At 55.1% G+C, this 20,152-nt stretch carries 19 protein-coding genes; 5 read left to right on the top strand and 14 right to left on the bottom strand.

All coding sequences use genetic code 11. The features are described from left to right. Window positions 1-5: 5 nt before the first annotated feature. The 7 genes from BLU48_RS01550 to pilL2 are packed head-to-tail and all read right to left on the bottom strand — an operon-like array spanning window position 6 to window position 8,116. Window positions 6-521 (bottom strand): type 4 pilus major pilin, encoded by a 516-nt coding sequence (locus BLU48_RS01550; RefSeq protein ID WP_019818095.1) that lies wholly within the window; start codon window positions 519-521, stop codon window positions 6-8. A gap of 25 nt (window positions 522-546) precedes the next feature. Next, complete coding sequence (locus tag BLU48_RS01555; protein WP_019818094.1) at window positions 547-1,686, bottom strand: type II secretion system F family protein; 1,140 nt, start codon at window positions 1,684-1,686, stop codon at window positions 547-549. Next, complete coding sequence (locus tag BLU48_RS01560; protein ID WP_019818093.1) at window positions 1,676-3,235, bottom strand: GspE/PulE family protein; 1,560 nt, start codon at window positions 3,233-3,235, stop codon at window positions 1,676-1,678. The genes BLU48_RS01555 and BLU48_RS01560 overlap by 11 nt, the downstream gene beginning before the upstream one ends. A gap of 12 nt (window positions 3,236-3,247) precedes the next feature. After that, window positions 3,248-3,820: a type IV pilus biogenesis protein PilP gene (pilP, locus tag BLU48_RS01565; protein WP_008437355.1), complete on the bottom strand. Its 573-nt coding sequence runs from the start codon at window positions 3,818-3,820 to the stop codon at window positions 3,248-3,250. Continuing rightward, window positions 3,810-5,141, bottom strand: coding sequence for a type 4b pilus protein PilO2 (gene pilO2 / locus BLU48_RS01570; protein ID WP_024073376.1), 1,332 nt, complete (start codon window positions 5,139-5,141; stop codon window positions 3,810-3,812). The genes pilP and pilO2 overlap by 11 nt, the downstream gene beginning before the upstream one ends. Window positions 5,142-5,144: 3 nt before the next feature. Continuing rightward, a complete protein-coding gene (pilN, locus tag BLU48_RS01575) occupies window positions 5,145-6,959 on the bottom strand; it encodes a PilN family type IVB pilus formation outer membrane protein (protein ID WP_019818091.1) in 1,815 nt (604 codons plus the stop codon). Beyond that, window positions 6,959-8,116, bottom strand: coding sequence for a PFGI-1 class ICE element type IV pilus protein PilL2 (gene pilL2, locus BLU48_RS01580; RefSeq protein WP_019818090.1), 1,158 nt, complete (start codon window positions 8,114-8,116; stop codon window positions 6,959-6,961). The genes pilN and pilL2 overlap by 1 nt, the downstream gene beginning before the upstream one ends. Before the next feature lie 456 nt (window positions 8,117-8,572). Between pilL2 and BLU48_RS01585 the strand changes: the two genes are divergently transcribed. From BLU48_RS01585 to BLU48_RS01605, 5 genes are read left to right on the top strand one after another with little or no spacing between them, the layout of a single operon-like run. Next, complete coding sequence (locus BLU48_RS01585) at window positions 8,573-8,923, top strand: metalloregulator ArsR/SmtB family transcription factor (RefSeq protein WP_008437351.1); 351 nt, start codon at window positions 8,573-8,575, stop codon at window positions 8,921-8,923. A 22-nt stretch (window positions 8,924-8,945) separates the two neighbouring features. Further along, window positions 8,946-10,235, top strand: coding sequence for an arsenic transporter (locus BLU48_RS01590; protein WP_008437350.1), 1,290 nt, complete (start codon window positions 8,946-8,948; stop codon window positions 10,233-10,235). Window positions 10,236-10,244: 9 nt separating this feature from the next. Then, on the top strand, window positions 10,245-10,715 hold the full coding sequence (locus BLU48_RS01595) for an arsenate reductase ArsC (protein ID WP_008437349.1): 471 nt from the start codon (window positions 10,245-10,247) through the stop codon (window positions 10,713-10,715). Further along, the gene (arsH, locus tag BLU48_RS01600) at window positions 10,715-11,449 is read left to right on the top strand and encodes an arsenical resistance protein ArsH (RefSeq protein WP_008437348.1); all 735 of its coding nucleotides are present in this window, start codon (window positions 10,715-10,717) and stop codon (window positions 11,447-11,449) included. The genes BLU48_RS01595 and arsH overlap by 1 nt, the downstream gene beginning before the upstream one ends. Window positions 11,450-11,468: 19 nt before the next feature. Continuing rightward, window positions 11,469-12,017, top strand: coding sequence for an arsinothricin resistance N-acetyltransferase ArsN1 family B (locus BLU48_RS01605; protein ID WP_008437347.1), 549 nt, complete (start codon window positions 11,469-11,471; stop codon window positions 12,015-12,017). A 255-nt stretch (window positions 12,018-12,272) separates the two neighbouring features. Here BLU48_RS01605 and BLU48_RS01610 read toward each other — a convergent pair whose 3' ends face one another. The 7 genes from BLU48_RS01610 to BLU48_RS01640 all read right to left on the bottom strand — a co-directional run bounded on the left by BLU48_RS01610 (window position 12,273) and on the right by BLU48_RS01640 (window position 20,151). Continuing rightward, complete coding sequence (locus BLU48_RS01610) at window positions 12,273-14,228, bottom strand: DEAD/DEAH box helicase (protein WP_024073377.1); 1,956 nt, start codon at window positions 14,226-14,228, stop codon at window positions 12,273-12,275. Continuing rightward, window positions 14,225-16,105: a hypothetical protein gene (locus BLU48_RS01615; protein ID WP_019818088.1), complete on the bottom strand. Its 1,881-nt coding sequence runs from the start codon at window positions 16,103-16,105 to the stop codon at window positions 14,225-14,227. Before BLU48_RS01615 ends, BLU48_RS01610 begins: the two co-directional genes overlap by 4 nt. A gap of 110 nt (window positions 16,106-16,215) precedes the next feature. Continuing rightward, window positions 16,216-18,120, bottom strand: a complete 1,905-nt coding sequence (topA, locus tag BLU48_RS01620) for a type I DNA topoisomerase (RefSeq protein ID WP_008437341.1) — start codon at window positions 18,118-18,120, stop codon at window positions 16,216-16,218. 99 nt (window positions 18,121-18,219) lie between these two features. Continuing rightward, window positions 18,220-18,417: a CrpP family ICE-associated protein gene (locus BLU48_RS01625; protein ID WP_073845721.1), complete on the bottom strand. Its 198-nt coding sequence runs from the start codon at window positions 18,415-18,417 to the stop codon at window positions 18,220-18,222. Window positions 18,418-18,595: 178 nt separating this feature from the next. Beyond that, window positions 18,596-19,021, bottom strand: coding sequence for a hypothetical protein (locus BLU48_RS01630; RefSeq protein WP_008437339.1), 426 nt, complete (start codon window positions 19,019-19,021; stop codon window positions 18,596-18,598). Window positions 19,022-19,131: 110 nt separating this feature from the next. After that, window positions 19,132-19,596: a single-stranded DNA-binding protein gene (locus BLU48_RS01635; RefSeq protein WP_008437336.1), complete on the bottom strand. Its 465-nt coding sequence runs from the start codon at window positions 19,594-19,596 to the stop codon at window positions 19,132-19,134. A gap of 15 nt (window positions 19,597-19,611) precedes the next feature. Continuing rightward, window positions 19,612-20,151 carry a DUF3158 family protein gene (locus BLU48_RS01640; RefSeq protein ID WP_008437334.1) on the bottom strand — a complete coding sequence of 180 codons (540 nt, stop codon included), beginning with the start codon at window positions 20,149-20,151 and terminating at the stop codon, window positions 19,612-19,614. Window position 20,152 lies beyond the last annotated feature (1 nt).

Here is a 20,152-nt window from a genome sequence, read left to right on the forward strand (position 1 = left end):
GTTCCTTAGTACGAAGTCCAAGCGATGGTATTGGCGTCCGAGGAGCAGCTGGTCGCAGCTGCCACCGCAGTGATTTCGCCGGCAATTGCAGTGCCGCCATTGATCGCCGTCGTTGTCTGTTTGTCCTTGGCCATGTTCGAGGCAAGGGTGATGCAGGCATTTTTCGGAAGGTTGGATTCTGTGATGGTGAAGGTCATGCCGTTGCTCATTACGGTCACTGCGCCGTTCCAGCGGTTGGACAGGGCATTACCGTTGATGCTCATGCCGCCAGTTGCCTCGAGGTTGATCAAAGAAGGCGCCAAGTTGGTGCCTGCCGTGGCGTAGCCCGTGGTGCTTTTCAGTCGTTTGGTATTGCTCAGCAACGTGCCGAGATTGCTCTGTTCAATGGTGACGTCCGAGCTGCCGAACGTTCTGTAGCCCATGAACACGATGAAACCAAGTGCCACCGCGATCAGCATCAACCAGAACATCCCGTCCAGGGAGAGAAATCCGCGTTGGTTGTTTTGAGTGTTTGTTGGCATTTCCAGTACCTCATTTAGGTTTGATTTAAAGCGTTGCAGTCACATTGCCGGCCAACTGGAAGATCCCGACCACTACCAGAATCATCATGACCCCCATGGCCATGGAGGACATGCCGATAAGAGATTTGGCGATGGCTTCGACGCGCTGAAGCGTTTGCTCCAGCCACCGGTTGGAAAACCGTTCCATCGACTCAGCGAAGCCTTTGCGGGTGGCGAGCACTTCCAGAAAATGCATCGCCATGGGGTCTGGGAATTGATGACCCGCAAGCTTCAATGCGGTACCGAAGTTTTTGCCGGCGCTCACTCCGTAATGAATGGCGCTCAGGCGCTCTTTCAACCATGGAGAGGCATTGCGTTGAAGAGAGGTCAGCGCATCTAGTTGGTTGATGCCGGAGCGCAGCATCACAGCCATGTTGAGCAGAAAGATCGATCCGTGGAGCGCCTTGTAGACTGACCAAGGCGGGAGCCTCTCTGCTCGGACTCGCAGGACCTGGAGCAGCTTGTTCAACTGCAGCTTCCACGAAGGGCTGGCGGCCGTAATCTGAAGGCCGCAAAACACGGGTAGAGTGATGATCGATATGAGGATAAAGACGATTACAGCTATCAGCGTCACTAGCCCGTAGTGGGTCACGAAATTCGATAGGGCATAGAGGAAGGCCGGCACGCCGGTCCACGCCTCGGGGTTGGAGCGTCGTGTCATGGAGGGCACCATCCACACTGCAATCACATACAGCAACGCCGCCATGACGCTCCACACCATGGAGGGGAAAACGGTGGCGGACGCTACGAGTTTGCTGATCCGCTGACGTACTTCGATGATCCTCACGCAGTCCCGAAATGCCTGCACCAGGTTGCCGGTGTCTTCCCCGGAAGCGATCAAAGAGTTCTCGTCATAGGGAACCCAGCCTTCGCAGGAAATGCTCAGCGATTTCCCACCTTTTACCGATTGCGCGATATCCCTGCAGGCAAGGGACACTGGATGGAGCTTCTGCCCGTTATCGCTGAATGCTCTGGCCACCGTGTGCAGTGCGTCTTCAAGCGACACACCATCCTCAAGGATGCCCATCAGGCTCTCGTAGAACTGGATTCTTTCGTTTTTGCCAAACTGCTTGGCATAGAAGGTCTCTGCCCAACGATTCAGCATCGCTCTGACGTCACTCAGCATGAGCGAGCTCCAGGATTTGCCGGTCAAAGTCCAACGGCCCCACCGTCATTTCGGCGTGGCGGGGGTCTACTAATCCTTGTTTCAGTTTGATGATCGTGTGTGCGGTCTTGGTAATACCGCCCATTTCCTTGACCCAGTGGCGACGTGCCGCACTTGCACCCTGCCCATTGAAAACGCGCATGAATTCAAGGTCGGTGAGCAAAGTTTCCGCAACCACCGTGCGACCGGTGATGCCCAAGCCTTTGCAATGCGGGCATCCCGGTCCTTTGAGGTAGGTCTCATCAATCGCTTCCAAATCGCGCAAGTGCTGCACCAGCGCACTGTTGAGCTGCCCGAGATGCTCGCGTGCGGGGACGCGGCAGTGGGAACACAGCACGGGCAAGAGGGATTGATTGACCACGCTTGTCATCAGTGCAGGATCAGTAACCAGGTGTCGGTCTACACCCATGTCGATCAGTCGTTGAAGAGCTGCTACAGCGTTGTTGGTGTGCAGTGTCGTCAGCACCAGGTGACCAGTCATACCGCCGCGGAAAGCCGCTTGTGCTGATGCAAGGTCCCGGATCTCCCCATACATGAGAATGTCAGGGTCGAGTCGCATGGAATTGGTGATCCCGTCATTCCAGGTTTCACCGGCGCCCAGCGGTGACTGATTGGCGAGAAGTGGATATTCAGGTGGATCTTCCATCGTCAGAATGTGTTTTGTTCCACCGCACTCTTCGTGCAAGAGGTTCAGGTTTACCTGCAGCGACTTCGATTTGCCGGAACCGGTGGGTCCAGTGATCAGGTTCACCCCATAAGGCAAGCTGCGGATGCGGCTGAATGCATCAATTTGCTGCGTCAGGAAACCGAGATCACTAAGCGTCATTTTGGTTTTGTCGTCATACAGCAGACGCAAAACCATCAGAGGGCCATCTACGAGCGGCCGAGTGGCGACTCGGGCACCGAACAAACCGAGTTGGTCGACATAGGCGCGTTTTACCCTGGCGTCCTGGCTCACCTGCGGCTGGTAGTGGTCTTTCGCGACATCGCACATGCTGTTGTAGAGGGACGAGCAGAGCTCCATGCCCACCTGGCTCTGGTGCTGTTCTGCCTCCCACAAGAGCCCGTGGATGCGAAAGAAGATTCGAGTGATATCGTGACCTACGACAAAGTGGACGTCGCTGGCATTGCGCCGGTGGGCTTCTCCTAAAAGCTGCACCACCTGGGCCTGGCGCTTCGTCTCAGTCGCCGATAGTGCTTTACCATTTGCATCATCATTGGCGCGGTAGAGTGCCTTGATTGTGCTCATCGAGCAGACCTTGACCTCAAAGTGGTGATTTTCGTGTTCCAGCTGGTCCTCGAATGCCATGACATAGGCATCCGTTTGGTGTTGGGCTGACACATACAAAATCCCATCGCTGGTCAACGCACATAGTTGACGCAGCTCGGGTTTCAGCTCAAACGGTCCACCAGGGGCCGTCAGCAGTATTTGGTGCGACGTCAGTAGGACTGCAGCAGACTCATCACTGTCAGGCTCTATGACATCTGGTTTTTCAGTCAGGATCGTCATCGAACTTCTCAATCAACGTTGGCCAGGGATCAGCCCAGGCGGCATAGGTGCTGATGGGGTAATGCTGGGGGCTGAATTGTTAACGTTGCTCAAGCTGGCCGGGGGCGTACTGGAAAAGCCGAGGGGGTAGCGCTTACCGCCACGCTCGAGGGTCACGTTTTCGACGGAGAGGATGGCCATGCGATAGCCACCGGGTAACTCCCGAGATGAGGCATCTGCGTCTACTTCAAATCCGCTGCTGTAGAGCAGAGTCGCACGCAGCCGTTTTGCTGAGCCGAATACCGCTTTCACGACAGGCAAGTCAGACTGTGTATCACTGCTGTGCGCCGAGGCTGCAGCCGGCTGTGTGAGGTTTCCTTGAGAAAAAAACACAGTTGACGGCTGCGTCGTCGCACTTTGGTCTTCACCCTTGATCGATCTTTCGGCCTTGGCCTTCTCGGCTTTGGCATTCAACAAGATCGTCTGGCTTTGAATCTGGGCCAGCTCGCCGACGTTCACCCCAGATAGGGTGTTCTCATCTGCCCAGCTCGATGGTGCCCCTAACGCAAGGATGGAGCACAAAAAGCACAGCGCTTTATTTCGCATATAGGTCACCTATTACTGACCAGACAAGGTGGCCGGTCTCATATTTGGTTGTGATTTCGCGCAGCCGTAAGCCCTGACTGGGTGCGCCGGATAATGAGTCCAGCGGCGTAATGCCAGTGGCATAGCTCAGCTCGAATTGCTTCCATTGAGGCGGTGGGGGCGGCGGTGGCGCAGGTTGGCCCGGTATCGCTGGTTGAATGGGCACAACGACCGGCACTTCTTTCAGCACTGGGGTTTGAGTGAAGCTGTGCAGCCAAGACGACAGGTTCGCCAACATCACGATGGCGTCTTTTAGAGGCTCATCACCGGCTGCGGGTAGAGAGATGTCGAATTTCAACGTGGCCGAGTTGCCCTCGTCAAAGAAGGCCGGCCGATCAGAAAAGTGGCCCTGCGTCGCCTGTATCAGTTTGTCGGCCGTGCTATTGCCCGAGCGCTTATAGGAGGACAAAACCTGTGCGCCGTCGCAGACGGCACTCGTGAACTGCCATCCCTGAATGGACAGAGGCAACTGATAAATGACGTTGCTGCAACCCTCCAGGAAATCTGCAACAGATGGACGTTTGGCCCAAGGGTGTTCAAGCGCTTGGGGCGTCTGTTCCATACCGGATTCTTTTTGCAGTCTGGCCAACTCTGCCAGGCGTTGCTGTTCAGCCTGGAAAGCCGCCTCTTTGGCTATCTGGTCCTGATGGTTCTGCCATTGAGCCCATCCGATGATGCCGGCAGCGATCAGCACGCCAAGAACCGCCAGCTGTACAAGTTCTGGTTTGGATAGCCCAAAGACGAGTGGCCGTAGCCGGTACTCGCGTTTTAGATGCGACGGCTGAAGCAGCTCTGCCACGTCCAGTGGTTGACCGCCCATATCGAACTCTGGGGGCAGGTACTCGTTGTCGAAGTTGATCCCACGACTGCGTTGTTGCGCGACTCGGCGGCGGACCTCAGCACCAGTGCCGATCATGTCGCAGCCAGAGATCACGCCACCTTGATACACAGCAACGAGGGCATATTGGTCAATCTCGCTTTCAGTTTTCCAGGCCGCGATCCATGAGTCCCCCAGCTGTCCAGCCAGGGTGGCCGCGAGCGAGTACATCCCTTTGATGACCTCCTCGCTGCGCGCTACAAAACCTGCCTGAATAATGGCTGGTGTTCTTCTAATGGCGACAATGTCGAGGTGGTGCTCACGACCGTACTGGCGCGCTTCCTTCATGTGCCCGGTGACACTACCCAGCGGATGCCAGCGCAGACCGGTGACAAATGATTTTCCACGATACTGGAGTACCTGGACTCGAGCAGAGCGTGCATTTTTTGAGGTTTCCGCAACCATGGCTTACCCCTTGGAACCTGTGCAATGCAGCAGTGGGGTAGGGCAAGAGCCCCAAGGCTCGTTGGCAGCAGGTGAAATCACCGCGCTGGGGCTGCCTGTGTCGCTATCAACAACAGGAGTAATCAGCACTACGAGTACGCTGTGCCCTGTGGTGCGGACACGGCTGCCGCCCAAACCGAAGAATCCAGGATCCCCTACGCCAGACTTGGTTGCGTTTTCGCTGTTCTCCTCAAAACCAGTCAGTACGAGGGTTTGACCGCTGCGCAATTTGACCTTGGGCGACAGATTCTTGGTGTCGTAATCCGCTGTCTGGACACTGGAGCCGTTGCTCGTAAAAGTGGTGAAGGTCGGTTTGCTACTCATGCTCAGGGTGATCATCAGCAACATGTTGTCCTGGTCGATGATTCGAGGGAGCAACATCATGTTGAAGCCGCTGGTGATAGTCGCGGGGGTGAGCGAAGTAGACGATCCAACGGAAGCCGTAGTGGTTGTCGAGCTTGATGCGACATAGCTCTTTACGTTGCCGATCTGGATGGGTGCCGGCTGCAGATTCAGCGTGGTGACCGACGGCGAGCGAACGTTCGAGATTCGGCCCTGTTCGGAAAGTGCTTTGATGATTAAGTTGGAGCCAGCCCAAGGAGACTTCGACGTGTCCAAAATACTCAACGAGCCCGACACCGCGCCCGTGCTTATGCCGGTGGTGGCATTCTTCAGCGAAAAGCCCCATTTGTTGCTCAAGGACGTATAGACAGCCGTCCAGTCCAGGCCGGTCTGGTCTGTGTCGGTGAGAGTTACCTCGAAAACTTTGACGTTGAACAACACCTGACGGGTGATACTGCTGTTGATCGAATTCAGGTATTTAGCAACGTTTGAGAGTACTTCTGGTCGATCACTTACCGTCAGGGTGCCAGTGGAACGCGAGAGGAACATCCGACCTTGGGGCTGTTGGCTCAGCATCGCCTTGACGTTTTTTTCAATGTCTCCGATCAGCGAGGTCTTGATGGTAACGGTGGTGCTCTGGTTGCTGCCTGATTCACCCGATGCACCTGTCGACGAAGATCCGCCGCCACCACCACCGGAACTGCTCCCGCTGCCTGTAGCGGTCAGCAAGCCCGACTTCACTGTGCTTTCAATGACCTGGTCATCACCAAATGCCCAGACGTCGAACGTCTTGGTGTCGAAGTAAGTGACATGCACGCTTCGATCATCGGAGGAATAATTCCACGCTAAGCCCAACTGGGAGGTCGCTTGATTCAACAACCCTGACAGCTTGCCGCTGTACTTAATGGGGAATGTGTTGGGTGCAGTCAGCCCAATCGAATTCATTGAGCGGGCGTTGCTCGGAACATTGCCGATGACGCCGGCGGGCATGAAGTTGGTCAGGTTGTCGGCAGAGCCCAAACCAGGTGGAACTGCAGGTCCTGAGTTGCCCTGCGTCGAACTGGAAAGGACACTTGGGTCGATTGCGTCAGGGGCTACGATGACCGGTACACCACATTCACTAGTGATGTACTGCGCGATCTCAGCGATCCCAACGTTATATGAGGGGCGATAGGTGATGTCGCAATCCATGGTCAGCGGTAAACCACGCTTGGCGACCAGCGGTTTTTTGGACACCCATGGTTTGTCGCTGAACACCACCGTAGCGCGCGCGGACTCTTGCTGCTGATTTCTCAGAAATCGGCTGTATTGAGAGGCTGTCGCAGCGTCATTTTCAGCTCGGCTGGCCGATTCATTCACACGCTGCAGCGAACAGGAACTCACCAGTGCGACGATAAGTGACAAGGCTGTGCTTTTGATCCAGAGACGAGCAGTCATCATTTGTTCCTCTCTGTAATAAAAATCAGCCGCTGTGAGGAGTTACTGTCGACCACATCGACCAGAAAGGACCGTGGAGCCGAGTCGTAGAGAGGGAAAATCGACCCAATGGCTTCTTGGAAACTGCCCTCAAATCGAAGTGGAGCGTCAATTGAGTAATCCAAATCATCGACCTGCCACATCAGTTTCCAGCCCGCTTTTTCAGCCCAGCCTTCGACGGTTTGACGAAGGGTTGAGCCAGTTGAAGCCGTCCATGTCTGGGCCAGCGGCTTCGGCGCTGCAATGTCCGTCGCAACCGGCTTTGGCGCTGCAGAAACTGCGGACGGCGCGGTGACCAGTTTCGGAGTTGAAGCGGCCTTGGCATCTGGGTTGCTGGACGAAGTCGAGGCCGGACTCTGAGTCGGCAAGGCAGACGTTTGTTTTGTAGAGCCATCCTTGGTAATCACCGTAGGAGGGGCCACGGTTTTGGCTGGTGCAGCGTTCGCCACAGGGGTAGCGGCTGATGCCGTTGTTGTGAAAGGCGCTGTTTGGGGAACGGCGGCGACTACTACTTGGCTGCCCGCATCATTGTTATTGCTCTTCGCTGCGATAGGCTGTGCAGCTGTCGATGTGTTGAGTTGAGCAATCTGAGTTGATGCAGGACGTGGAGAGTCCGGGAGCTGGTAGCCAGGGCGCAGGACGTAGCACACCTGACGGTTGACCTCGTCGACCTTCACCTGCCAGGCCGGACCTGCGAGCACCTGCAGGGTGTTACGCAGGGTCATAGGGCCAAGTTTATATTGGGCTGCTGGGAGTGGTCGGGTGTAAAGGATGTTGACGTGGCCAGAGTCTGCCGAGCAAAGCGTATAACCTGAACGGTCCACCACGTACTGCATGGCCTCATGCACATTTGGGTGCATGTTGGCTGGAATGCTGATGTCGATAATCTGAGCCATCAGGTCACGTTGGCCAGAATCTGGCAGCGTGCTGACGAGGGTGTAGCGGCCATAGCGCACTACTGGTTCTTTTTCAGGAACGGCGCCGCCAGGATAGAGGTCTGGCGTCAACATGTCCGGATTGCGACTGCTGTCGAAAGCGGGCTTGGGTGTCTGCGCCGTTTGGGTCGTGCAACTGGCGATTAACGCTAGAAGCGAGAGCGTGGTGACGTGCCTGATCATGTGCCGAGAGGCCCCCTGTAATGATAGGGGAACGGTGACAGGCTGGTACCAGCTGCGCAGTAGGAAATAGAAAACTACGTCTATAGGTATTTATAGGCTATACAAAGATGACGCGACCGAGGTGGAAAATTACCTAGTATCTGATCACCCATTTCCATTCACGCTGAGCATTCATTTGCATTCACGCTGACCACTCAATTGCATTCGACCTGACCAGCTATCCTGCCATTACGCCTAGAGTAATGAATCCAAAATCGCGTTCAGCGAACATCCATTCGAACATCAAATCTCCGTCCGCGTGCTGAGGCGATTGTTAATCCCTCCTGGTCGTTACCCTGTGGTCGACCGGTGAGCATTGATCCCCATCGTTAACTCCCGCCACAGGCATTTGTGCAAGCAGGCTGAACGTGGTTAAATCTGCATATTCGATTATCCACATATGCAGAGCGATTGCTTATGAGCCTTACACCACACACATTCTTCAAGTGCTTGGGTGATGAAACTCGCGCCCGGATCATGCTCATGCTTTCGGCTGAGGGTGAGTTGTGCGTGTGCGAGTTAATCTGGGCACTGGACGATAACCAGTCGAAGGTCTCCAGGCATCTTGCCCAACTGCGTGCTTGCGGGTTACTCGCAGATCGGAGGCAGGGTCAGTGGGTTTACTACCGGCTGCATCCCGAGCTTGAACAGTGGGCACTGGATGTTCTGAACGTCACTACGCAGGCACACCAGTCCTGGGTTAACGACCATCAAGGACGGCTGGCTTCCATGGAAGACAGACCCGTGCGCCAAGCCTCCTGCTGCTGACATCCTGATCTGGAACATACTCATGCTCATCGCAGCATCGATTTTCGTAGTTACGCTCGTCTTTGTTATCTGGCAACCCAAGGGGTTAGGTGTCGGCTGGAGCGCGGCAGCGGGTGCCGTTCTGGCACTACTGACTGGCGCCGTAAGTCTAGGGGATGTGCCGGTTGTGTGGCACATCGTCTGGAACGCTACCGCGACCTTCATTGCTGTGATCATCATCAGTTTGTTGCTCGATGAAGCGGGATTCTTCAAATGGGCGGCGCTTCATGTCGCTCGCTGGGGTCGGGGCAAAGGCGGACGTCTGTTTGCGCTGATGATCCTGCTCGGTGCAGCCGTTTCGGCACTGTTCGCCAATGATGGAGCCGCACTGATTCTGACCCCAATCGTCATCGCGATGCTGACGGCGCTTCGCTTCAGCCCGGCATCCACCTTGGCATTCGTGATGGCCGCAGGCTTCATCGCTGATACCGCCAGTCTGCCGATGGTGGTGTCCAACCTGGTGAACATCGTTTCGGCAGACTTTTTTGGCGTGGGTTTCGGTGAATACGCTTCTGTCATGTGGCCAGTGAACCTAGTGGCCGTGGCCGCGACACTGTTCATGCTCTGGATGTTCTATCGCAAGGACATTCCCGCCCAGTACGACGCGGATCAGCTTGAGGCCCCGGAGTCGGTGATTCGAGATCGGGCGACCTTCATTGCTGGCTGGTGGGTACTTGGCCTGCTGCTGGTTGGTCTGTTCGCACTGGAGCCGTTAGGTATCCCCATCAGCGCTGTTGCTGCTGCGTGTGCAATGATCCTGCTGGTCATCGCAGGTAAAGGCCAAATCATCTCCACGAGAAGGGTCATCAAGGACGCGCCCTGGCAAATTGTCGTGTTTTCGCTGGGCATGTATCTGGTGGTCTATGGCCTGCGTAATGCTGGCCTAACCGACTCGCTCTCGGGGCTGCTGAACATATTTGCCGAGCATGGCCTATGGGCCGCTACCTTGGGCACCGGTATCACCGCTGCGCTGTTGTCCTCGATCATGAACAACATGCCGAGTGTGCTTATCGGCGCTCTGTCCATTCAGGGCAGCGACGCTACAGGACTGGTACGTGAGGCCATGATCTACGCCAACGTCATCGGTTGCGATCTTGGCCCCAAGATCACGCCCATCGGAAGCCTGGCCACGTTGCTGTGGCTGCATGTGCTAGCGCAGAAAAATATCCGCATCACCTGGGGTTACTACTTCAAAGTCGGCAGCATCCTCACCCTCCCTATCTTGCTGGTAACGCTGGTGGCACTGGCGTCGCGGCTGAGCATCCCTGTCTAGGAGAAACCCATGAAAGTGCTATTTATGTGTACGGCAAACAGCTGCCGGAGCGTTCTCTCGGAGGGGTTGTTCAACCACCTGGCCCCGAGCGGTTTTAACGCCGTCAGTTCGGGCAGCTTCCCAAGCGGACAACTGAATCCACGCGCCGTGAGTACGTTGCAAGCGCTTGGTATCGACACCACAGATCTCTACAGCAAAGGCTCAGAGGTGTTTTCGGACTCACCACCGGATGTGGTGATCACCGTGTGTGATAAGGCTGGAGGCGAACCCTGCCCGGTCTATTTCGGGCCTGCTGTCAAAAGCCACTGGGGCCTCGCCGACCCTTCCGATGTAGAAGGCACAGACAGCGACATCCAAGCCGCATTTGACGCGACCGTCGTCCAGATTAAAAAGCGTTTCGAGGCATTCTTCAGCTTGGATCATTCGGCGCTCACACCGCAGGAACTGAAGCGCGAGCTAGATCAAATAGGTGAACTGTAATGGACGAATTTTCCTCGGAAAGCAGCCTGGATCTACCTAATCTGGATCAGTCGCTAATCGACTTCGTCACACTGGATCGCCTGCAAGGCAACGAGCAACCGACTCACAAACCACGCATCTTGTTGCTGTATGGCTCAACCCGTGAGCGCTCTTTCAGCAGGCTGCTGACCCAAGAGGCCGCGCGCATCCTGACCCTAATGGGAGCCGAGACCGTCATCTTTGATCCCTCGGGTCTGCCTCTCCCTGATGACGCTCCGGAAGACCATCCAAAGGTTAAAGAGCTGCGGGATCTGGTTCTGTGGTCAGAGGGACAGGTGTGGTGTTCGCCAGAGCGTCACGGTGCAATGTCTGCTGTATTCAAAGCCCAAATAGACTGGATACCTCTCACGTTGGGCGCTGTCCGCCCCAGCCAGGGCAAGACGTTGGCCGTCATGCAGGTCTGCGGTGGATCACAGTCCTTCAACACGGTAAACCAGCTTAGGATCCTCGGGCGCTGGATGCGGATGATCACCATCCCAAACCAGTCGTCAGTACCCAAAGCCTTTCTGGAGTTCGACGACGCAGGGCGTATGAAGCCATCCGCCTACTACGACCGTGTTGTGGACGTGATGGAGGAACTGATGAAGTTCACGCTGATGGTTCGGGGCCGGGAAACGTATTTGGTAGACCGCTATTCGGAGCGCAAGGAAAGCGCCGAAGCACTCTCGAAACGAGTCAATCAAAGATCGATTTGAGCGACCAAGGGGATAGAGGATGAGCAACACCACAGTAAGGATTGCGCAGATTTCGGACGCTCAAGCCATCCAGGCAATTTACGCACCGATGGTTGAGCATACGGCGATTTCGTTTGAGCTTGAGCCGCCCACAGTCGAAGAGATGGCCAAGCGGATTGGGTCGACTTTGCCGACTTACCCGTATCTGGTAGCGGAGCGAGACGGCCAGCTCATCGGCTATGCATATGCCAGTCAGCACCGGGCTCGTGAGGCCTATCGCTGGTCGGTCGACGTCACCGTTTATATATCGCCAGAAGCGCACCGTAGCGGGGTCGGCCGGGCACTGTATGGCGTGTTGCTGCCGACATTGAAAAGGCAAGGGTTTCACGCAGCCTTTGCCGGGATCGCGCTGCCAAACGATGGCAGCGTGGGGCTGCATGAAGCACTAGGCTTCGCTCACATCGGTACGTATCCAGAAGTAGGATTCAAGCATGGCGCTTGGCATGATGTTGGATATTGGCGTATCGCGCTGGATTCAACGAGTCCGCCAAAACTGTCCGTGCCTTTCAGTGAGATCAGTCTCTTCTGAATGGGTCTCGACGGCCATTATGAGCGATGGGAAGATTCTAATACGTAACAAAGTCAATTATGTTCGACTCCTCGAAATGAATACGAGCAAAGTGGGTAAAATCGAAATAGATTTGCCACTTTCGGAAGTTTGCAGATATCGAACGAAACTATTGTTGCCGATGGGGAGGCCTATTAGATTCCAGAAAACAAAAGTAATGGTTCCAAGTACGTTTACAAGGTCTCAGCCACTAAGAAGCAGTGATATACCGCAGATCTACAAATTGGTCGCCAATGCTTGTCTCGCGTTGCCGGCCGCGTCGGGCTCAATGAGGTCACTTGCCAACTGACGCTTATCCTGCAGCATTTGCCAAAGCATCTGGTCGATTGTGTTTTCCACCAGCGGGATTTTCACCACGACCATGCGCAATTGCCCATTGCGGTAGGCCCTGTCCTCAGCCTGGTCCTGCAGTCCAGGCGTCCAGGGGAGGCCCAGGAACATCACATAGTTGGCCGCAGTGAGGTTGTTGCCGGTGCCGGCAGCGGAGGTAGTGGCGGCAAAGACGCGGGTTTCTGGATCACTTTGGAATTGATCGATCGCCTTCTGCCGTTTGCCTACAGAGTCACTGCCGACAACCGTGACGCACCCGTACTCAGCTTGCTTGCACCGAGTGCGAAGTGTTCCTACCGTATCCTTGAACTCACAGAACAAGATTACTTTGTCCTCCGCGTCCAGTTCGCACAGCAGATCCATTACGACACGAATCTTTACCTGCTCAAGCAACTGACGCAGTGATCCCAACCTGGCGAGGCTAGGCCTGTCTTCGAGCCGAATTTGATCGTATTGCTTGCGCTCTTCAGCAGTGAGTTCGATGGGTAAAGTTTGGCGCTGTTTGCCCTTGAGACCGGGCAAGACATCCTTGCGTCGACGGAGCATCCAATCGCCGATTGCGCCCCGCAGATTCATGCGGAAATCCTGACTGCCGGCGAACTGTTCGCAGAATTCTTTCAAGGGCAGTTTCCCAACGGGGTGGCCGGATAGCCGTAGCAGCGTGTGCAGCTCAGATTCTCGGTTGAGGACTGGCGTACCCGTCAGCAGGTAACGGTTGGGTATCTTGGCGGCAATGTCGAAGCCGTGACGTGTCCACGCGGCGGTCGGCTCTTTCAGGCGGTGCGCCTCGTCGATGATCATCACTTCAAAGTGTCCTGCATGCAGAACAAAATCGCCAAGGCGTTCGTAGTTGGTGATAATCCATTGCGAAGAGGGATCAAAGACCTGTTGGCCGATAGTGGCCTTGGGATACACCATCTGGATTTCGCGTTGCCAGTTGATGATCAACGTCGACAGGGTGATAACCAAGATGGGTCTATTAGCTGCTCGGATTGCAGCGGCAATGATTGCTTGGCGAGTTTTACCAAGCCCCATGTCATCCGCAAGCAAGGCGCTTGTGCGCTGTAGCAAGTGCCGGATGCCTGCCGGTTGATGGTCCAGTAAAGAATAACCAGCCAATGCCTGGTTAATCTGTTCGGTAGTGGACCCGGTGCGCTCGATTGAGGGCACCGCGGCTAAATACACATCGGTTGAGGTGCTATCGTCAGCCGCTTTTGCTGCGCGCTCTTGTGGCGGTCCACCAAGACTGATGCGGGTGATTTCATCAGCTGGAACAACGGATCCGTCGGTCAGCAGCTCTTGCACGGTGTCGAGGATTTCGAACTGATCCTCCGACAATCCAAGCTCCAGGATCAAGTTGCTTCGCACCACTTCCGCACCAGCGTCAATGCGCCAGGACTTGGAATGCCCGAGAAACACGCCGTGCATGCGCCTTGAAACGGCGACCGCGCCAGGATGGTAGTCACCTGACAGCAGGATCCCGCCCTGAACGAGTGGAGCTATCCGAAAGGTCAGCCCCCACGTGAATGCCTGCCGATCTGGGTCGTTTTGTGCGGCTGTGATTTTATGTGAAAACGTCTCCCAACTTTCATTGAAACGGTCCTCGGACAACTCCATCAAACGGTGGAAGAGCACATCCAGGTCATCCAGCAACTTGCCTTTTGGTAATCGCCAATAGCGATGTTGAGGATGCTCGGCACGCCGAATATAGAAACCATTACGTTCGAGAAACAGCCGGTTCGCACCCTCAACGTATTGCATTAAGACCCCGAAGTCATAGCCGTCAAAAATGACTTTTTCGACCAGGTCCTGCCGGCGGTTCATCAGACGTGGACGACTCATGTCCTGCTCAATCGTTGGTTGATCCATTCCGCACAGGCCTGGGCATGCATTTTTTTCCGGTTTCGATTTGTATAGCGCGACATGGATAGTGTTTGGTCGGGCCATTCCAGGTTAATGGCGAGCTCACCCGATTTGATCTTTGCCCAAAACCATTGATAGGCCCGGTCAACCCTGGAGCCCGACTTAGGTGTGCGATTGCGGAGCCCTCTCAGTTGTATCGTCACCAGGTGTTTGGGAGTCAATTTTGCTAACGTTTCGCCCCAGGCACTTTCATCCATTTGGATTTCTGCAGAGGCCAACGATTTCCCGTTTTCGCGAACCGAAAAAAGACGGCAGATGCCCCGATAAGCACTGTAGTCGTAACCATCAATGCAATGGCCCAGCGCTCGATGTTCCGCATCAAGATCGGCGGGGCACTTCAGTTCGATAATTTGCAGCCCATTTGGACTCACGAGGGGTGTGCTGGTTGAATAAAGCAGCGGCTTCCAGGGCGTTAAAGAGTCTGTTCTTGTTTGTGGATCTACTGCATCTAAAGCCTCACGGATGTCTATCAACGCGAGGTGAAAGCCATTCACCAAGCTGGCGATCTGGTGATAGGAAGCAGTAGCAATGAAGCTTTTGAGTTTCTGCAGTGCTTCACCAGAAGCTGGTCCGTCGCTCTCATCAACGTTGTTAAAGAGCTCGTTCAGGTCTCGAAAGTCGTCGGCGATTTTGGACCAATTGTCGTCCGACCAATCAGTTGGACACCCTGACAGCAGCCTGTTCCAGTCCTGCGTTTGATCCAGCAGTTGATACGGGATTTTATCCAGCAGCGCGAAGAGAGTGATCCAGTGCGCTTTTTTAAGAGGACGGCGATTGCCCAGTGAGGCTCCCAGCAGCAGTCGATGCCAGGGTCCTTGTGGCCCCTCGCGGCTGATACGGGTCAATGCACTGCCGGTATCGAATACCCGCTGTTGACCCAGGTAGCGCACTGCAGCGCGCGGCGCCTGTAGCAGCCAAGCCAGTGTGTCGGAAAGGGGGAGGCCCGCGTCGGCTATGCGACCTACCAGGCACTCTTCAGCGGAAATCAAATAACGGTCCTCACTCCAGTATGGGCGCCACGCCTGAAGTTCATCCCATGGGCAGTTCATGTATACCTGCTGCTGCCCATCCCACGGCCACGGCCATTGATCTGCTAGTACCAGAAGTGGAATCAGTACTGGCTGGGCTTTTAGGGCCTGAAGGCGGCGTTTTCGGTCACCTTGAGCCAGCCAGTTATAGAGCTTGGGTGAGGGACATTGCGCTGAACGAATGGCGAATAAAAGCTCTTGGTCCAGACACTGGCAAAACTGCTTCAGCGTGCTGCCAATCTGCTTCAGGTAAAATCGGGTGCGGGGATTGAAGTACCGATTGTTGCTCGCCGTCCAATCGAAGCCGCGGCGATTAAAGCTTCCTAGATCTTCAATCGAAAGGGCTTTCGCCCTCTCTCCAGCAGACTTGCAGAAGGAGGTCAGTAGGACGTCTGCATACCAGCGTTTTTCAAACCTGAGCAGTAGCTGCTGGGCCACCATTGCGGTGGGTTTTCTCTTATGCACGCGGTCCTTGCTGAAGATTTTGCAGGCCTTAACCTGATGACCATCGAAGTACTGGAGGTGATCGCCGATTCTGGCCAGGAGCCGCCGTGTTTGATCATCTGTAGAGGGCAGGGCTACGCACCAGCAACGAGTATGGACAGTGGAACTCAGATAGGTATCGATGAAGGAGGTCAGCTGGGAGGGCGGTACGTTAAATTGTAAAGCCCAGGTCTGGGCGACTTCAATTTGCCGGTCTGAGAACTTCTCCAGCTTCGGCGCTAAGATGCGCAGCCCCACCACCGATTGTCTCTTCTGTACGCTCACCCATGACCTCCTCTGCAATTTCGCAGAGGACTGTCAGGTATAGGAATGGTGGGCTTCTAGGGTTAATGCGTAACGGCGTTGTCGGTGATTTATATCGGCAATGGCAGAAGTCACACCCCTCTGGGTTTATTGAGATCTGGTTTGCCATTCAAGTTTGGAAAACTCACCTTGCATCCATTCGATTTGAAGCCTGTGCAACCCCAAAAGTCATAGCCACCGCCCCCTTTTTTTTGTCGCCTTGCGAGGGGTTGATTGCACTTGGGACAGTTGAAAGCGCCACCTGCTGTGGCTGGGCGTGGAGCGGACGCCATCGGCACACTCGGCATTCCACGTTGCTGAGACAGTTCCTCTTCCAGGCGTCTATGCAGACGCGCAACGACAGCTCCATAGGTGTCTTGGCCCTGGGCGACTTTGTCCAAATCCCGCTCCAGCTCCCTCGTAAAATCGAGCTCCACGAAACTGTAGAACCCTTCCAGCTTCGCGATTGTTTCCTCCCCCAGCGGCGCCGGTACCAGCTTGCGGCTTTTTTCCTCAATCATTCCTTTGCTGGTGATGTTCTTCAAGATCGAGGCGAACGTGCTGGGACGACCAATACCGCGGCGCTCCATTTCTTTGATTAGACTGGCCTTGGTGTAGCGGGATGGCGGCTGAGTTTTCTTCTTCAGCAGTTCTCCGTTGTGCACAGAGATGATCTGTTTTGGTGTGAGTGCAGGAACTGGGTTGCTCGCTGCTCCATCTTCCTCATCGTCTGTGTCATCGCCCTTGAGCAGTTTCCGCCACCCAGGATGAAAAAGGGTTTCACCAGTTGCATTGAATCGCAAAGCCTTACCATTTGGGCCAACCGCGAGCAGTTTTACAGCACGCACGTCGAATACCGCCGCTTCGATCTGGCTGGCCAGCGCCCGGACCCAAATCAACTTGTACAGGGCGAGTTCCTCGTCGTTCTCACCAGCTTTTGTATCAGCCCAATGCGTCGGGGTAATAGCGGGGTGGCCTTCCTGCGCGCCTTCGGCGGCCTTGAATGTACGTCGCTCGTCGACGGTCTTCAATCCGATAGATCTAGCTACGGTTCTAATATCCTCCATGGCCTCGTCTGGTACGTTGGGATTATCCGTCCTGTGGTAGGTGATCACGCCTTGTTCATACAATCGCTGGGCGACTTGCATGGTCTTGTCCGGGTCCCATTTCAAGGCGTTGCTGGCTGCTTGTTGAAGGGTGGAAGAGATGAAGGGCGCGGGTGGGTGGCGCTCGGCCTTGCGGTCTTCACAGGACTCGACGACGACATTACGTGTGCCGGCGACGAGTCGGGCCAGGTTGGCATCTTGAACGTAAGGAAAGTCTTTGCTCGCGAAATCCGGTACCGGTTGCCAGTCTGCATACCAGGTGGTGCCCTGATTCATATCCACAAAGTTCAGACGCACACCGAAGTGGTTGATTACCTGAAAGTTGCGGATCTCGCGCTCGCGCAAAACCACCAGGTATACGGCAGGCGATTGCACGCGGCCTGCAGAGGTGGGCTTGCCCATCAGTCGGCGTAGCTCCTGAGTCACCAGGTAACCCACCAAACGATCAAGTACACGCCGGCATTCTTGTGACGCGACTCTGTTCAAATCGATTTGGCGAGGATTGGCTAGAGCCTCTGCGACACGCTTCAGGGTGATTTCATTGAAGGTGATGCGTTTGTAGGATTTGACCGCCAGTACCTGCTGGATGTGCCAGCTGATGCTTTCACCTTCGCGATCCGGATCGGTTGCGAGGTAGATTTCATCGGCCTGTTTAGCTGCGGCCTTGATGGTCCGCACGGCCTTGGCGCTCTTATCCAGGATCTCGTACACCGGTGTGTAATTTTTGCGGACGCCTGTGGTGATCATGCTGTCGTCCTGCCCTCTGGCGGGCAAGTCACGTATGTGCCCACCACTGGCGACAACCAACCAGTGTTCGCCTGGGCGCAGTTTCTTCATCATTGGCTGAAGCTTTTTCAGCTTCCCAGGTGCCTCGATGATCAATAGCTTCACGGTGTGCCCCTTCTCAATTATGCAGAGCGGGACTGTCACGTCATGGCAGGTAAGGCTTCAATGGGAAATGGTCAATGCACAACGGGAGGCTTTTAGCGGCTAGAGGTCCAGCGTCAGCTGCTGTTCCTGGGCAAAGCCCTTTAGCCACGACGCGCGCATCGCAGGATGGTGGTAAGGGCAGTCATACACCCGTAGCCCTTTTCGGGCGGCGTCAGCACCGGCTATTTGAACGGCAGTATGGGGGTTATTGAATTGCCGCCTATCTGCTGGTTTCAAAGAAGTTCGAGATTGCGCCATTGGCTATCGGTCCCCGAAGAACAGATCTATCAGACAGTAACATCACGAATAGCGCATTTTTTTGCATCAAAAACGGAAGTTTTAAACTTCTGTGCTTGAGATAGCCGAATGGAAGTGTGACTCAACCTGAAAGTTAACGAATGGCGCGATTTTTTGCCAACCAATTGGCGGTTTGATGTCAATTCGAAGCTGGCTCGTCCGTCCAGTTCGCAACTCTGATCCACGCGATGAAGTCCTGAGTGGATTGTCCGCTTTGAACACGTAGTTGTTCCAGCTTGCCGTATAAGTGTTCAGTCATTTCGTCGTCGTCGTCAAAGTCGACGCGGTATTCAGTATCTAAGCGGTATTCATCGAGCAAGGTGTTGATAAATCGGCGGGCTTGCCAGGTATCAAGGTCTGTCTCTCCACGGCCCCCCATCAGATACTCTCCCGTTCGCCACCCAACTGGAGCCCATGATGCTCGGTTTATGTCCAGGGTGAGCCCGTAGTAGTCCGGAGCATTCACCTCGCTTTCATCAAAGTAAGCCCAGTAAACACGGCCTAAAGCTGGGTGCTCTGCGCCAATGACAACGTACCCTGTTGGGTCCCTCAAAACTTCATCCATCGGCACGTCCTAATTTGTAGTGGTTCTCTAATGAGGTCGGGGGAAACGATGAGCTGTTTCCCCCAACACCGACAGCTACACGAATGGGCCGAAAAATTAAGCCCCTGTTTTCAGAATTGCGGTGGATCGGTATCTGGATATTCATCCGGGCCTGGAGCTGGCTGCGGCCGCGATTCGGGTCTGTTGGACTGTTGCGAATTCTGGTTTTGCGAAGGCGCCAGATTCACCATGGTCACGCGGTGTGGCAGCATGCCGACCCGGCTGGCCTGGATTTTCAAAGCTTCGAATTCGCCATCGTCGTTCTTCCAACGGTCCATAACGGCGCGACCGGAAACCAGCACTCGCATACCTTTCTGGAACAGTTGCGAATAATGCTCGGCGTCCTTGTGCCACCACTCCACATTCGCCCAAAAACCGCCACGATCTTCGTAGCCGCCTTTGCCATCCGGAATCGAATTGTCGAAGTAAACGTTGGCTCGCATGAGTCGACGTGGGTCTTTATTGCCGTTGGGGAATTCTTTGAATTCCGGTGCAGAACCGATATTGCCTTCCCAGCCTTGTACGGGCGTGCCCATGAGTATTCTCCGAGGTTATTGGTGTTGCGTTGGGTTGTTGAGCTGCTGCAGGCGAGCGGTATACACGGCCTCTGCCTGGCCCATTTTTTCTGCGCACTCGGCGGCCTGTTTGGTGATCGAGTGCAGCAAACTCATTTGCATATTCAAGGTGATGCGCTGCAGCTCCATCACGTAAAGATCCTGCAGCATGGATTCCGGTGTTCTGGGTGAGCCCATCATTTCTGCCCAAACCCCTACGCCCATCCGCCGATCTGTCACCTGCTGCCATCTCAAAAACTGGGTGCCGGCTTGGGTGTTCTGCTCAGTCAACCGCACTGGAACTAGGGTGAATGGATATCGGCGGGCCTGGCTCAGCACTTCCTGGGCAAGAGCTTTTAAGTCCGATTCTTGAGCTCGGCAAAGATCGGCAAATTGGGTCAGCTCCCCCTTACCTTTAAAAGGCTTTAAAAGGCCCTTTAGTGAGGCAGCCTGTTGCAGTCGCTGAAAGGCTTCCTGTTGCAGTGGCCGGAAGGCGGTCTGTTGCAGCGACCCATCATTGGAGGGAATCTGGCCCATG

This window comes from Pseudomonas synxantha (assembly GCF_900105675.1).
GTDB lineage: Bacteria > Pseudomonadota > Gammaproteobacteria > Pseudomonadales > Pseudomonadaceae > Aquipseudomonas > Aquipseudomonas synxantha.

Coding starts and splice junctions, on each gene's coding strand:
- BLU48_RS01550 (WP_019818095.1), bottom strand. CDS start 521: ATGCCAACAAACACTCAAAACAACCAACGCGGATTTCTCTCCCTGGAC.
- BLU48_RS01555 (WP_019818094.1), bottom strand. CDS start 1,686: ATGCTGAGTGACGTCAGAGCGATGCTGAATCGTTGGGCAGAGACCTTC.
- BLU48_RS01560 (WP_019818093.1), bottom strand. CDS start 3,235: ATGACGATCCTGACTGAAAAACCAGATGTCATAGAGCCTGACAGTGAT.
- pilP (WP_008437355.1), bottom strand. CDS start 3,820: ATGCGAAATAAAGCGCTGTGCTTTTTGTGCTCCATCCTTGCGTTAGGG.
- pilO2 (WP_024073376.1), bottom strand. CDS start 5,141: ATGGTTGCGGAAACCTCAAAAAATGCACGCTCTGCTCGAGTCCAGGTA.
- pilN (WP_019818091.1), bottom strand. CDS start 6,959: ATGACTGCTCGTCTCTGGATCAAAAGCACAGCCTTGTCACTTATCGTC.
- pilL2 (WP_019818090.1), bottom strand. CDS start 8,116: ATGATCAGGCACGTCACCACGCTCTCGCTTCTAGCGTTAATCGCCAGT.
- BLU48_RS01585 (WP_008437351.1), top strand. CDS start 8,573: ATGAGCCTTACACCACACACATTCTTCAAGTGCTTGGGTGATGAAACT.
- BLU48_RS01590 (WP_008437350.1), top strand. CDS start 8,946: ATGCTCATCGCAGCATCGATTTTCGTAGTTACGCTCGTCTTTGTTATC.
- BLU48_RS01595 (WP_008437349.1), top strand. CDS start 10,245: ATGAAAGTGCTATTTATGTGTACGGCAAACAGCTGCCGGAGCGTTCTC.
- arsH (WP_008437348.1), top strand. CDS start 10,715: ATGGACGAATTTTCCTCGGAAAGCAGCCTGGATCTACCTAATCTGGAT.
- BLU48_RS01605 (WP_008437347.1), top strand. CDS start 11,469: ATGAGCAACACCACAGTAAGGATTGCGCAGATTTCGGACGCTCAAGCC.
- BLU48_RS01610 (WP_024073377.1), bottom strand. CDS start 14,228: ATGAGTCGTCCACGTCTGATGAACCGCCGGCAGGACCTGGTCGAAAAA.
- BLU48_RS01625 (WP_073845721.1), bottom strand. CDS start 18,417: ATGGCGCAATCTCGAACTTCTTTGAAACCAGCAGATAGGCGGCAATTC.
- BLU48_RS01630 (WP_008437339.1), bottom strand. CDS start 19,021: ATGGATGAAGTTTTGAGGGACCCAACAGGGTACGTTGTCATTGGCGCA.
- BLU48_RS01635 (WP_008437336.1), bottom strand. CDS start 19,596: ATGGGCACGCCCGTACAAGGCTGGGAAGGCAATATCGGTTCTGCACCG.
- BLU48_RS01640 (WP_008437334.1), bottom strand. CDS start 20,151: ATGGGCCAGATTCCCTCCAATGATGGGTCGCTGCAACAGACCGCCTTC.